The sequence below is a fragment of the Kribbibacterium absianum genome, from assembly GCF_030067705.1.
GTDB classification, from domain to species: domain Bacteria; phylum Actinomycetota; class Coriobacteriia; order Coriobacteriales; family Atopobiaceae; genus Kribbibacterium; species Kribbibacterium absianum.
In genome coordinates this window covers 406474-419147 of record NZ_JASJEX010000002.1, presented here as the reverse complement: position 1 = coordinate 419147, position 12674 = coordinate 406474, and the positions used below count along the sequence as shown (strand labels likewise).

12 protein-coding genes and 1 other RNA gene are annotated in these 12674 nt (G+C 68.4%); 2 read left to right on the top strand and 11 right to left on the bottom strand.

The features are described from left to right. Positions 1-62: 62 nt before the first annotated feature. From QJ043_RS04885 to QJ043_RS04865, 5 genes are all read right to left on the bottom strand, one after another. Positions 63-1070: a substrate-binding periplasmic protein gene (locus tag QJ043_RS04885; RefSeq protein ID WP_283714060.1), complete on the bottom strand. Its 1008-nt coding sequence runs from the start codon at positions 1068-1070 to the stop codon at positions 63-65. Positions 1071-1504: 434 nt separating this feature from the next. After that, positions 1505-2287 (bottom strand): ComFC family protein, encoded by a 783-nt coding sequence (locus QJ043_RS04880; RefSeq protein ID WP_283714059.1) that lies wholly within the window; start codon positions 2285-2287, stop codon positions 1505-1507. A 107-nt stretch (positions 2288-2394) separates the two neighbouring features. Continuing rightward, entirely contained in the window at positions 2395-3183 is a 789-nt protein-coding gene (locus QJ043_RS04875) for a cupin domain-containing protein (protein ID WP_283714058.1), read from the bottom strand. A 127-nt stretch (positions 3184-3310) separates the two neighbouring features. After that, positions 3311-4780 carry an MFS transporter gene (locus QJ043_RS04870; protein WP_283714057.1) on the bottom strand — a complete coding sequence of 490 codons (1470 nt, stop codon included), beginning with the start codon at positions 4778-4780 and terminating at the stop codon, positions 3311-3313. 191 nt (positions 4781-4971) lie between these two features. Continuing rightward, positions 4972-5952 carry a TatD family hydrolase gene (locus QJ043_RS04865; protein WP_283714056.1) on the bottom strand — a complete coding sequence of 327 codons (981 nt, stop codon included), beginning with the start codon at positions 5950-5952 and terminating at the stop codon, positions 4972-4974. Between the two features lie 361 nt (positions 5953-6313). On the opposite strand from QJ043_RS04865, the gene QJ043_RS04860 reads away from it, so the two are divergent. Beyond that, positions 6314-6664: a nucleotide pyrophosphohydrolase gene (locus QJ043_RS04860; RefSeq protein WP_283714055.1), complete on the top strand. Its 351-nt coding sequence runs from the start codon at positions 6314-6316 to the stop codon at positions 6662-6664. Further along, complete coding sequence (locus QJ043_RS04855; RefSeq protein WP_283714054.1) at positions 6661-8370, top strand: DNA/RNA helicase domain-containing protein; 1710 nt, start codon at positions 6661-6663, stop codon at positions 8368-8370. Before QJ043_RS04860 ends, QJ043_RS04855 begins: the two co-directional genes overlap by 4 nt. Before the next feature lie 592 nt (positions 8371-8962). Here the strand turns inward: QJ043_RS04855 and ssrA are convergent. From ssrA to QJ043_RS04825, 6 genes are all read right to left on the bottom strand, one after another. After that, positions 8963-9332: a transfer-messenger RNA gene (gene ssrA / locus QJ043_RS04850) on the bottom strand. A gap of 104 nt (positions 9333-9436) precedes the next feature. Beyond that, positions 9437-9580, bottom strand: coding sequence for a rubredoxin-like domain-containing protein (locus tag QJ043_RS04845; RefSeq protein WP_283714053.1), 144 nt, complete (start codon positions 9578-9580; stop codon positions 9437-9439). A 103-nt stretch (positions 9581-9683) separates the two neighbouring features. Beyond that, positions 9684-9965: a hypothetical protein gene (locus tag QJ043_RS04840; protein WP_283714052.1), complete on the bottom strand. Its 282-nt coding sequence runs from the start codon at positions 9963-9965 to the stop codon at positions 9684-9686. A 459-nt stretch (positions 9966-10424) separates the two neighbouring features. Next, complete coding sequence (locus tag QJ043_RS04835; RefSeq protein ID WP_283714051.1) at positions 10425-10724, bottom strand: hypothetical protein; 300 nt, start codon at positions 10722-10724, stop codon at positions 10425-10427. A gap of 75 nt (positions 10725-10799) precedes the next feature. Further along, complete coding sequence (locus QJ043_RS04830) at positions 10800-11816, bottom strand: Spy0128 family protein (RefSeq protein WP_283714085.1); 1017 nt, start codon at positions 11814-11816, stop codon at positions 10800-10802. 82 nt (positions 11817-11898) lie between these two features. Further along, on the bottom strand, positions 11899-12654 hold the full coding sequence (locus tag QJ043_RS04825) for a class B sortase (protein WP_283714084.1): 756 nt from the start codon (positions 12652-12654) through the stop codon (positions 11899-11901). Positions 12655-12674 lie beyond the last annotated feature (20 nt).

Genomic DNA, 12674 nt, shown 5'->3' with positions numbered 1-12674 from the left:
CGCGAATACGCCCAATCTTCAAAGGCGAACGGCTCGGTGAGGCGGGCGACCGTGCAAGACGGCTATCCGATGTCGGTCACCGCGTTGGAGCCGGCAGTGGACCCGTCCATCGCACCGGAGCTCGGGACCGAGATGCCGTCCGAATCGGCGCCGTTGCCCGTGCCGACGTCCGTCGGCACCGGGGTCCCCTCGTCCTTCTCGGTGAACGTGACACCCTTGATCTGGAGGTCCGCCGTCAGCGCGGGCATCGACCCGACCCACTGGGAGCGGGCCACCGCGATGACGCCGCCGCTCACGAGCGAGTCCATCGCCGCCTGGACCTTCTCCTGCAGCTCGGTGTTGGCCGCCGAGACCCCCACGCCGATCGTGCTCGGCACGTCGAGCAGCCCCGCGAGGCTCATGTCGCCGAAGCGATGGGCCAAGTAGCCGCCCGGCAGCGCCGGCGACACCACGTAGTCCACAGAGCCGTCTCGGAGGGCTTCGAACGCTTCGTCCAGCGTGTCGTAGCCCTTCTGGGTCACGAGCAGGTCGCTCTCATCCAGCAGGTGCGCGGACAGGGAATTGGTCTGGACGCCCACCGTCGTGCCACCAAGGTCCGTGGCCGCGATGGGGACTTCGGGAGAGTCGCCGCGCGCGAACACGCCGGTGGCGCTCTCCAGATACGTCGAGACCACCACCATGTCGCCGGCCGTCGAGGAGTCCACCCCCATCACCACGTCCACGTTCTGCGCCGTGGCGTCGGCGGCGCTCTCCACGGGCACGAAGACGGCCTCGAGCCCGAGCGCCTGGGCCAGGGCAGCGCCGGCCGTCACGTCGATGCCCTCGTAGGCGCCCCCCGCCTCCACCAGTTCGGGCACGCCGTTGCTCGTGAGCAGGCCGATGCGCAGCTTGCCGTCCTCGACGATGGCGGGGCTCGACACCTGCGCCTCGAGCTTGCGCTGGGCCTCCGCCTCCTGAACCGTGGTCAGCGTCACAGCCGAGCAGCCGGCCAGGACGATGAGGGCACAGGCGGCGAGCACGGCGGCACCGATGGTGCGAAGCCACGAGCGTGACTGGTTGTTGCAGGCCATCGGCCGTTCCTCTCCGCTGTGCAGGCCCCGCGGCCGGGGCCAGGCTCCCATCAGGCCCCCTGCCGGCTGACCTGGTCTTCGACCCCACACTCGCGCACGGGGGCCGTCGCTTCCGGCGCCGCGGCGCCTCCACTCTTGGCCCTCTCCCCCGGCGGGGCGCCTTCGCCCCGCTGTGTGGGTGGGCGGGGGGTGCGACTTACTTCTAGGACGAGCCGTGATCGCCCGGCCGCGCACGACCGGACTTACGTGGATCCTTTGGGCCTCGTCTGCCATGGACTAGGGCGCGCCTCGGCGACACCGAGGGACGCCCGCAACCACAGACCCGGCAAGGGAACCCGTGGAGTATACCAGCGGTTTATGGAGAAGAACGGAGGCGCGGGAGCCGCGCTTAAGAACACCTTGAAAGCGACCGCCGCGCTGGGGCGCGGTGGCGCTCACCAGGCCCGTGTGGCCGTCGCAGTCCACACGTGTCCCGCGCCGCGGGAGACAAGGGCCTCGCGAGCGGCCTGAATCGAGGCGCCGGTGGTGAGCACGTCGTCCACGAGCAGGAGGTTCGCGCCCGCCACGTTGCCGAGCACCTCGAAGGACCCCCGGGCGTTCGCGGCGCGCCCTTCTCGGCCGAGCCCGCGCTGGTCGGCCGCGCGGTTATGGATGAGGACGTCCGCGAGCGCGAGCCCGAGCATCGGGGCCAGGTGCCGGGCCACGAGCTCCATGTGGTCGAAGCCGCGGCGCCGGTAGGCCTCGGCGGTGGCCGGCACGAAGACGAGCGCGTCCACCGCGCCGAGGTCGAGCGGACTCAAGGGCGGCAGCGGCGGGGGCTCGTCCGGCCCGAGGGGCCTCCCCGCACCCGCCAGCTCGGGACGGCCGGGCCACGAGGCCGCCTCGTCCACAGCCGTCGCGATGGCGGCCGCGAGAACCGGGGCCAGGCGCGCCTCGTGGCCGTCCTTGTACGTGCGAACGAGCCGGGCGGCCGTGCCGCGATGAAGCAGCGCCGAGACGCACGCGTCGCCGTCCCAGCGGCCGCGACACTCGGTGCACACGAGGTGGCCGAACGGCGCGCCACAGCGAGGGCACGCCCAGCGCTGGTCGATCCAGGGGAGCTTGGCCGCGCAGTCGGCGCAGAGCACCGACCCCGGGTCGTCGCAGCCGACGCACCGGGTGGGCCAGAGCAGTTCTTGCACGGCCTCGCGGGCCGCGATGAGATGCGAGCGCGCCATGGGACCTCCGGCGCGGCCGCACAAGGGAGGGAGGGCTCCATCCTAGCGCGAGCGCGGCGGGATGCCGCTGGGCCGGCAGCGAGCGCGCCCTTCGTGCGGCCCTCCGGCTACTCCACACGCAGAAGGGCGACCTTGCAGCGCCGCTCGCAGGAGACCGCGTGCTCGGCGTCCGGCGCGAAGACCATCTGCTCGCCGGCGTGCACGGTGTGGGCGCGGCCCTCGTACTCAACGGTCGCCTCGCCCTCGAGCACCAGGAAGAGCGCGTCCGCACCTGCGGTGTGGGCGGCCAGCTGCTGCTCGTAATCGAAGGCCAGCAGCATCAGCTTGACGCCGGTGCCGTCGAGTACGGCCTCGCGGGCCACCTCGCCGTCGCGGTAGTCGATGAGGTCGGCGAGCACCGCGCGCTTGTTGAGGTGCAGGCCGCCGTGGAGCTGCACGTCCTCGGGCAAAGGAACCGTCACAAAGAGCGAGCGATGCTCGGCAGAGATGCCCATGTCCTGACCCGGCGCGGTGACGAACGCCATCCCCTGCCCCAGACGGCCGAAGTCCTTCTCGGGCACCGTCTTGGGCTCGTCGTCGGCGAGGTCGTCCGCGCTCTCCACACGGCGCACGTCCGCACCCTCTGCCACGGCCAGGTCCACGTCGTCCTTGGTGATGGCTGGACGCTCGGGCGCGTCCTTCTCCTTGCCGGCGCGGGCGATACGGACCTGCCCGTCGATGCCGAGGGCCAGGTGCCCGCGCCCGTGACGGCGCGGGGCCGCGTCGGCGCCGGCGCCGAGCGACACGGCGCGCACGTCGCCGTTCTCGGTGGTGAAGATCACGTTGTTCTCAATCTGGTGTTCCGCGACGGGGAACAGGTCGGCGAGCTTGAAGGTCTTGCCCTGGGGCACGGACATGGCGACTCCTTTGGTCTGGACGGATCCGATCGACTGAAGTGGCTATGCCCGAGAAGCGCCCCTTGAACGGGCGAGGCCGACGCGAGCGGCAAAACAACAGGCGCAGCGCCTCGGCCGAGCGCGGGGCTCAGCGGCCCGAGGGGCCCTTCGTGTCGGACGGCTTCGCGGCGGCGGTCACGCGGGACGCGCTCATGGCACGGGCGTAGAAGAACGCGCCCACAAGGCCCGCCAGCGCGAATGCGGCGGCCACGGTCATCGCGGCGCCAAAACCGGTGGCCGTGGCAGCGGCCTCGGATGCGCCGCCGGAGGTCGCGCTGCCGGTCGCGGCCGTCATCACGCCCACGAAGAGCGAGGATCCGATGGACGCGGCGATCATCACCGACGTGTTGATGATCGCGGTGCCGCCCTGGTCCTCGCCGGGCGCGAGGCGTCGCAGCCCGGCGGTCTGCGAGGGCGACATCACGAAGCCCACGCCCGCGTACACCGCGACGGTCAGGAGCGTCACGGCCACGAGACCGGCGCCGCCCTCGGCCATGGCCACCATCACGACAAGGGCACCGAGGACCAGCGCGAAGCCCGCCGGCAGCAGCGGCCACTCGCCGGACGCGTCCATGATCCGGCCGCCCCACACGCTCGTGCCGGCGTTCACGGCCACGGCGGGCAGGATCAGCAGGCCGGCCACGAAGGACGTCGTGGCGAAGGCGCCCTCGTAGTACAGCGGCAGCAGCACGCTGAGCGAGAAGCTCATCATCATCGCGACCATTGTGAAGAGCACCGCCGGCCAGAACGCACCGTTGAAGAACGGGCGCAGGTTGAGCAGCGGTGTCTCGAGCGCGAACTGCCGGCGCGCGAACAGGGCAAGCAGAACCACCGCGACCACGAGCAGCGCGACGCCGAGAGCCGGGTTGCTCGTCACCGAGCCGATGCCCAGCACGAGGACCGTGAGCCCGCAGGCCATGAGGACGAGGGACGCGACGTCGAGGGAGACCTTCTCGGGCACGTTCACCGTGCGCACGGCCTTGAGGCCGAGCAGCCCGAGAATCAGCGACGCCACGCCCGGCAGTACGAAGATGGCGCGCCAGCCAAAGAGGGTGTCGGCGAGGCCGGACAGCACCGGGCCGAGCGCGGGGCCGAGCGTGATGCACGCGGTGCCGACGGCGAGGAAGAGTCCGAGGCGCGGCTTGGGCGCGCAGGCGAGCACGACGTTCATCATGAGCGGGAAGAGGATGCCGGAGCCCACGGCCTGGATCAGTCGGCAGGGCAAGAGCATCCCGTAGCTGGGCGCAACGAGGCAGAGCAGCTCGCCGGCGACGAGCGCCGCGACGGCCGTGAAAAAGAGCCCGCGCGTCGAGAAGCGCCGGGACAGGAAGCCCGTGGACGCGGTCATGATCGACGCGACGACCATGTAGCCGGTGATGAGCCATTGGCCGGTGTCGGTGCCGATGGCCAGGTCCTGACAGAGCTCCGGGAGCGCCACGTTGACGATGTTCTCGTTGAACGCCGCAACGAACGTGGCGAGATACACGACGAGCAGGAAGAAGCCGTCGCCCGGCGCGAGCTTGTCGGGCGCGGCCGGTGGGGTTTGGGTTTGTGCCATAGGGAACCTCCTCGGCGCAGGCCACAGGGACCGGCCAGGGAGGGGCAGTCGCGGCGGCCAATTGGACCTACGCCACGTCGTCGCGACTGCTCATTGACAGTCGGCCATCCTAGCACCTCGGACGGCCGCCGTCACATAATCTTTCAAACGTGACAAAAGGCTCTGACCCCTTTGTCACGCGGTTGCTGGAGTTATCGGCCGAGGAAGCGGTTCGCGTTGGCCCAGAGAGCGGCGGCTGTGGCGCGCGGCTCGTCCAGGCCTGCGTCCGCCCGCAGCTCCTCCATCGCGGCCACGGTGAGCGCCACCATCGCCGGCTCGCATTCCTGGCCGCGCAGCGGCATGGGCGCCAGGTACGGCGAGTCCGTCTCGGAGAGCAGCTGTCCCACCGGGCAGCTGAGCATCGCGTCGCGGATGTCCTCGCTGTTCTTGAACGTCATCGCCCCGCCGAACGCGATGAAGCAGCCACGCTCCGCGAACGGGCGCAGCACCGCCGGCCCGCTCGTGAAGCAGTGCAGGTCCACACCGGCGGCGGGCAGCCCCGTCTCGTCCATCACGGCCAGCGCATCCGCGTGGGCGAGCGCCGCAGGGTCGTCGTCGGCGTCGCGCAGGTGCAGCTCGACGGGCAGGTCGCGCTCCACGGCCAGCGCCAGCTGCCGGCGGAACGCCTCGATCTGGACCTCCCGCGGCACATCGCAGTGATAGTCCAGGCCGATCTCGCCGATCCCCAGGCACCGCGGCTGCTCAAGGAACGCGAGCAGCGCGTCCCAGCGCGACGGGTCCGCCAACAAATCCCCAGCTCCGTAGGGGTGAACGCCGGCCAGCGTCCAAACGTTGTCCACCAGCGGCGGCACGTCCGAGAACGCCGGGGGCTCCACGCCCGCGTCCGCCGCGACGGCCAGCGCCTCGCGGGCTTCTCGGACCCAGGCGTCCATCTGCTCCGCCGACGCCGCCGGGTCCTTCGCGTCCTCCGTCGGGTCCAGCGGCACGGCCATCAACCGCACGCCCGCCAGCGCCGCCCGGGCGATCGCGAGCGCCGGGTCGTGCTGCCGGAACACCGTCAGGTGCCCGTGGGTGTCCGCAATGGGAGCCAGCGCCCGCGGGCACGCCACCGGGCGCCCCTTCTTGGTGTGGAACAGCTCGCCTTGCGCAAGCGTGTCGAGCAGAGCAGGCATCCGGGCCCCTTTCGTCGGCGTGTGCCTCGCCATTGTGGAGCAAACGCCGGCGGGAGGGGCCGTGCGGCCGCCGGGGACGGAGTTTGCGCTGCATTCGCAATCCAAAGCGCCGTGCGCACATCAAATGCGGCATCGTCGCAGGTGGGAGATTCAGCATCGCAACCAGCGTTGGCTTGTGTTGTATTCGCAAACCCAACCGGCGCCCGTGGGAGCCGTAGCGTTGCAATCGCAAACCCAACCGGCGCCCGCGAGAGGCGTAGCGTTGCAATCGCAAACCCAACTGCCACACGCGCGGGCCTCTGGACCATCGCGCGGCGGTCCTGGTTAGACTGTTTCCCAACAACCCCAGCAAGGAGGCTGCATGCCGGAGCAGGACACGGGCTTCTCGGAGGCGCTCGCCCTCGCGCGCCGGTTCCGCGACGAGCGCGACTGGGCGCAGTTCCACAACCCGAAAGACCTCGCGGCGTCCATTGCCATCGAGGCCGGCGAGCTGCTCGAGACCTTCCAGTGGTCGGGCGCGGACCTGCAGCGCGAGGACCGCCGTGCCGAGACGGTCGACGAGCTGGCGGACGTCCTGCTCTACTGCGTCTATCTCGCGGACGCTCTCGGCGTCGACGCGCCGACGATCATGGCCGACAAGCTCGCCCGCAACGGGCGCCGCTACCCCACCGAGAAGGCCCGGGGCAACGCGCGGAAATGGAGCGCGGAATGAGGCGCACCGTGCCCACGGCGACGCACGCCCAGGTGCCCCAGGGCGCGCCGTTTCGTCTCGAGACGTCGCCCTTCCGTCCCGGCACGCCTCAAGCCATTGAAGTCGCAACCATCGGTGAGGACAAGATCGTCGACTGGCCCGTGGTCTACATCCTCACCGGAGACAGAGACGCCTACGTGGGGCAGACCACGAACGCCTACCGGCGCATGCTCCAGCACGCGAAGAGCAAGCGGAAGAGGCGCTTCGACCAGGCCACCTTCATCTTCAACGACGAGCTCAACACGTCGGCGGCCGTTGACTACGAGCACCGCCTCATCGGCTGCCTGCACGCCGACGGCCGTTACCGCGTGACCAACCGGAACAACGGGCTCGAGGACACGAACTACTTCTCGAAGGCCGAGTACGGCGAGATGTTCGAGGCGCTCTGGCAGGACCTGCGCGACAGGGGCATCGCCGAGAACCCGCTCTCGCGCATCGAGGACTCGGACGTATTCAAGTACAGCCCCTACAAAAGCCTGACGCTCGACCAGTACGACGCGCTTCGCCGGATCATGGAGGCCATCAAGGCGGACGACTCCGAGAAGCGCCCCATCGTCATCGAGGGGACACCGGGCACCGGAAAGACCGTCCTGGCGGTCCATCTCATGAAGATGCTCAAGGACGACCCCCGCTACCACGACCTCAACGTCAAGCTGCTCGAGCCCGTCACCTCCGTGCGGACGACCCTGCGGGATTCGCTCGGCACCGTGGCCGGCCTGCGCAAGAAGGACGTCATCAGCCCCTTCGACCTCAAGAACCCCCGGTACGGCTTCGTGTCCGCGGACGTGAAGAGCATCGACGTGCTGCTGGTGGACGAGGCGCACAAGCTCAAGCAGAGAAAGAACCTCGGCCGGCAGAGGAAGAACTATCGGAACGCCTGCGACGCTCTGGGGCTCGACGCGGACGCCACGCAGCTGGACTGGGCGCTGAGCCAGGCGAAGCTGGCCGTCCTTTTCTACGACCCCCTGCAGGCCATCGGCCCCAATTGCATCACGCCGGAGCAGATGAGCGACCGGCTCGGGCTTGCAACCAGGAACCCCATCACGCTCACGACCCAAATGCGCGTGAAGGGCGGCAGGGAGTACGTGCGCTATGTCATGGACGTGCTGAACGGGCGCGACCCGGAGCCGCGCGACTTCGGGGACTATGAGCTGGTGCTCCACGATGACTTCGACGACTTCTACGACTCGTTCCAGGACACCTGGGAGCGCCACGACCTCACACGCATGGCGGCCGGATTTGGCTGGCCGTGGGTCACTCGTCCGGACGAGAACCCCCGGCCCGGCCTTCATTTTGAAGGCCACGACTTCGAGCTGGGCCACATCGACCTTCGCTGGAACAGCACCAACGACGCGTGGGTCGCGCTCGGCCTTGAGGACCCCTTCTACGCGCACGAGGTGGGGTGCATTCATTCCACCCAGGGCTATGACCTGAGCTACGCCTATGTGATCATCGCCCCGGATGCCCGGCTGGACGCGAGGACGGGCGCGATCGCCTGCGACCGGGTCCACTATTACGACTCCACGGGCAGGGACGGGGCCACGCAGGAGGAGCTCGACGCGTTCATCCGCAACATCTACTACGTGCTGCTGACGCGTGGCATCTACGGCACGCACATCTACGTGGTGGACCCGGAGCTGCGGGCACACCTGCGCAGGTACTTCTAATCGCGCGCGGACGCGGCGCTCAGGGCCGGGGCTCATTTGTGCGAACCGTTTTCCGCAGCCCGAGCCTTCTGCGCCGACCGCGGAGTCGACGCCCACGAGCACGTCCGCCTTGCAGGAGTTGCTCGCGAGCGCCAGCGACGAGCGGCCGCGCGCCGGCGATAGCATTGTATTCGCAAGTCAAAGCGCCGCGCGCGCATCAAATGCGGCATCGTCGCAGGTGGGCGATTCAGCATCGCAACCACCTTTGGTTTGTATTGCATTCACAAGCGCAACGGGCGTCCGGAAGGGCGATAACGTTGCATTTGCAAGCGCAACTGGCATGCGCCGGCGATGGCGTTGTATTCGCAAACCCAATGGCCGCATGCGCGGGCGATACCGTTGCATTTGCAAGCCAAAGTACCCCACGCGCCAACGATAGCGTTGCATTTGCAAGCGCAACCGGCATGCGCCGGCGATGGCGTTGCAATCGCAAACCCAACGGCCGCCTGTGGCGGCGACAGCGTTGCATTTGCAAACCCAACCACCGCCCGCGCTCCGCGAGCCACAGAAAAGGGCGAACCGCTCATCTCGAGCAGTCCGCCCCGTTCTCAGGTGGTGGAGGCGCGGAGAATCGAACTCCGGTCCTACATAACCCCCTGGCAGGCATCTCCAGGCTCAGCCACCGATTCGGGTTTTAGACGGAGCGGGTACGGTGGCCCAACGACTCCGTCCGAGTTGGTTCGGTCTTAGGACCTGGCATACCAACGACGTCCAGATCCGCATCTCCCTCAGATGACACTCGGCGCGGGTCGGGAGTGCTCCCGCGTCAAGCGCGCTGGTTAGTTAAGACTAAGCAGCGAGGGCGTAAGCCCCAGAGAATTCGTTGTCGTCAATTCAATTTGACGGGACCCCTGTTTAACGTGGCGAGGAGACCACGGCCTGCTTCCTGCCTCAGGGCCATCCAGTCGAAACCAGTCGCCCCCTTGATGAAGCGCTCACCAGCTTACCATGCAAATGGGGACGGGGCCATTTTGCAGATGCATTCCGCAACTACCTGCAATAGTGCTCCGTCCCCTTTTGCAGGAAACTAGTCCTCCTCGACCAGCTCGAAGAGCTCGGGGCCCACGCCGCACACGGGGCACACGTAGTCCTCCGGAAGCTCCGGCTCGTCGATGGTGACCTCGTAGCCGCAAACGGTGCAGCGGAAGGTGTACTGCTTGTCGTCAGCCATGGTGACTCCTTTGATCCTCTCATGACCCGCGTCATGATGACGCGGCTTTGAAGGTCACTGTACCCTCAAGGCCGCGTAGGTTACCAGCTCAGCTTTCTGGTTCCTACCACATACGAACGACCCACACGTAATTGCAGAGAATCAGCGCGACGAGGCTGCACAGGCTGATGATCAGGCCGGCAGCGGCGTAGCCCTTGCCGAGAGGGCCATAGCCCTGGTCGGCCATGAAGTAGCCGATGGCGCTCAGCACCACGCCGGCCGCCCACGCGCACCAGCAAAGACCCGGCACCCAGCACAGGCACAGCGCGACGAGCGCGCAGATGAAGCCGGCAATGGCGATCTCGTTGCGGGGGATCTGGATGTTCTTGTTCTCGTTCTCGACCATGACGAGCCATCTCCTTGAAGGTCGGGCGTTTTCACATCGATAAATGTGCCCACATCAAGGAACGGCCGAGCGACCCGACAAGTGAAACACCAGAACGCGAGCGGCGTGGACGCTTCGGTCAAAGCGATTTGTCCGGGGTTGGACGCTTCGGTCAAAGCGATTTGTCCACGCTCCGGCCCGCTGGAGCGTGGACAAACGGCTCTCTCCCAAGCGTCCAGCGGTTCCCCGCAACGGGCTCCCCTCCTTTGCGGGGGACCGTTTCCCCACAAGGGCGCCTTCCCGGGCCATGCGCGCACGGGCGGCACGCGGGCGTCGTTTCCCCGCAACGGGCGCCCTTGTCTTGTGCGGAATCGTTTCCCCGCAACCGGCCGCGCGAGGAGCGCGGACAAACGGCTCTCTCCCGAGCGTCCAAGCGTGGACAAACGGCTCTCTCCGAAGCGTCCGCGGGACGGGTTCGCCTCACTCCAGCCCGGCTTGCCGCTCGAGCGTCTCCACGCGGCGTTCGAGCACGGCGTTCTGCACCTCAAGCTCCTGCACCCGCGCGATGAGCTCCGTGCGCGAATGGTTCTCCAACGGCTCCCGCGGGCGCATCTCACGCGTCGAGGAGCGCACCGGCTCCTTGCCGGCCGCCCGCTCCCTCGCCCATCGCCGCAGGGTCGTCAGCGGGAGCCCCAGTCGCTTGGCGACCTGCTGTGTGGGCTCGCCGCCCATCGCATCCATCACGTCCAGTGCGGTCTGGCGTGTTTCTCGGTCGTACATAGCGCCTCAATCTGCCACAAGCGGCGCCCCGGACCTGCCAAGGCGCCGCTCTCGCTTCACTTCGTCGCTGGCCGGTCAAGCCTCCTGCGCACGCACCTTGCGCACGACCAGAGCAGCCGTGAGCGCCACGAGCGCCCCCAGAGCCAGATACAGGAAGCTGTCCGTCAGCGGGTCGCCCGTGGTGGGAGTGCCTCCGAAGCCCCGGAACGACGTGCCACCCGACGGCCTCACCACAGCACCGGGGTCGCCCACCTTCAGCAGGAAGTTCTGGAACGTGGGCGGCTGCCCGGAACCGTCGTAAGCCACGGTGCCCACGAGGCCGCCTTCACCGTCGTCGGTCACGGTGACCGCCACCCCGACGGTCCGCTCGTCGTACTCCGTGTTCGCGTCTGTGCCCTTGACCTCGGAGAGCGTGTAGCGGTACACGCCCGTCTTGTCGTGGACGAGCGGCGCGAACGCGACCAAGCCGCTGGCGTCGTTCGTTGCGGTGGCCACCACCGCGCCAGCGGCATCCTTCAACTGGAAGGTGTACGCGCCGGCTGCGAGGTCCGCCTTCTCGTCCGTCACCGCGCCGCCACGCTTCACGCCGAGGGCCTTGTGAGCCTTGACGGCGGGCGTGCGACCCTCAGGCCACGCGGCCGCGTAGCGATTGGCGAACTCCGCCGCGTCGAACTTCGCCCCGTCCTTCATGATGCGCACGATGACGCGGGGCTGGTCGGTGGCTTCGTCGCGAAGCACCTGAATCGTCACGTCGTACACGGCCGCGTCCAGCGTCCAGCCGTTCTGGGCCGCCGTGGTCTGCTTCAGCGTGTACTCATAGGTCCCGAGCCCCGGCAGCTCCACCGAGAAGGAGCCCGAGCCCTCGCCGCGGAAGTCCTGGGTCTGCGCCGGCGTCACCGTGAGCGTCTGCGCGTCGCCGGGCCTCCCGTCCTCGGGCGTGAGCACAACGGTGCATGCGGGCGACCGCACGTCGGGCGTCGTGTCGCTCTCGTACGTCACCGTGACGGGCACGGTGGCCGTCGTGTTGTAAGGCGCGGCCTGGGCGAGCCCTGGCACCGCGACCAACGCGCACGCTGCCAGGACGAGCGCCACCAGACACCTCCGGAGAGGCCGGAGCAAGGCCGCAAACCCAGCGGCGGGGAGTGTAGTGCGTGTAACCGTCATGTCTGTGTCCTCACTCGTTATTGCTGGCAGCCGTCTCGCCCACCACGCGGCAGACAAGGACGGTCCTCTCGTTGGCCGACCCCGACGCGCAGGTGGAGAGCGCGATGAGCTGGTCCGTCGGCCGCAGGGCGCCCCCGCGCGAGTGAACGCTCAGGCCCTCGATGCGCGAGACCACGCGCGCCATGCCGTCCGACGTCACCGGCAGGTTGTAGAGAGCGCCGTCGTACGCGTCCGCGGAGAGCAGGGCCACGGTCTCCAGCTGCAGCGTGCGGTCGGGCAGCCACAACGTGCCGGTGGTGTTCGCCCGGAAGAACCCCTCGTCGCGGTACAGGTCCAGGTCCCCGAACATCTTTGACTCCGCCATGTGGTGCCCCATCACCACGGAGTAGGGATCGGAGAAGTCCCGGGCCGCGCCCTTGCCGAGGAAGATGCTCCCGGAGGGGGCGAACTCCCCAAAAACGTCCTTGTTGAGGTACTCAAAGTCGTCCTCGCCCTGCACCACGGGGTAGTCGATGTGGGTGCCGTCCAGCCGCAGCCAGGCGACCACATCCGGATTGAGCGCCAGAAGCTCCCGAAAGCTGGGACCGTTCGGCCCCATGTACTCCATGAGCCGGGCGTTGACCTCGTCCGGAGCATGGAGCACGCGCCAGGAATCCCACAGCGAGTACCCCGAGAAGAGCAGCGCGCAGGCGATCGCGAGGACGATCGCGCCGTTGACCGCGCGGTCGAACCCGCGCGCTGCTCGATAGGCCGTAGTGCTAGTCATCAGAACCACATGCGGCAACC

What these genes read in the sequence shown, in the direction of transcription:
- QJ043_RS04885 (WP_283714060.1), bottom strand. Translation starts at nt 1,070, where the DNA reads ATGGCCTGCAACAACCAGTCACGCTCGTGGCTTCGCACCATCGGTGCC.
- QJ043_RS04880 (WP_283714059.1), bottom strand. Translation starts at nt 2,287, where the DNA reads ATGGCGCGCTCGCATCTCATCGCGGCCCGCGAGGCCGTGCAAGAACTG.
- QJ043_RS04875 (WP_283714058.1), bottom strand. Translation starts at nt 3,183, where the DNA reads ATGTCCGTGCCCCAGGGCAAGACCTTCAAGCTCGCCGACCTGTTCCCC.
- QJ043_RS04870 (WP_283714057.1), bottom strand. Translation starts at nt 4,780, where the DNA reads ATGGCACAAACCCAAACCCCACCGGCCGCGCCCGACAAGCTCGCGCCG.
- QJ043_RS04865 (WP_283714056.1), bottom strand. Translation starts at nt 5,952, where the DNA reads ATGCCTGCTCTGCTCGACACGCTTGCGCAAGGCGAGCTGTTCCACACC.
- QJ043_RS04860 (WP_283714055.1), top strand. Translation starts at nt 6,314, where the DNA reads ATGCCGGAGCAGGACACGGGCTTCTCGGAGGCGCTCGCCCTCGCGCGC.
- QJ043_RS04855 (WP_283714054.1), top strand. Translation starts at nt 6,661, where the DNA reads ATGAGGCGCACCGTGCCCACGGCGACGCACGCCCAGGTGCCCCAGGGC.
- QJ043_RS04845 (WP_283714053.1), bottom strand. Translation starts at nt 9,580, where the DNA reads ATGGCTGACGACAAGCAGTACACCTTCCGCTGCACCGTTTGCGGCTAC.
- QJ043_RS04840 (WP_283714052.1), bottom strand. Translation starts at nt 9,965, where the DNA reads ATGGTCGAGAACGAGAACAAGAACATCCAGATCCCCCGCAACGAGATC.
- QJ043_RS04835 (WP_283714051.1), bottom strand. Translation starts at nt 10,724, where the DNA reads ATGTACGACCGAGAAACACGCCAGACCGCACTGGACGTGATGGATGCG.
- QJ043_RS04825 (WP_283714084.1), bottom strand. Translation starts at nt 12,654, where the DNA reads ATGACTAGCACTACGGCCTATCGAGCAGCGCGCGGGTTCGACCGCGCG.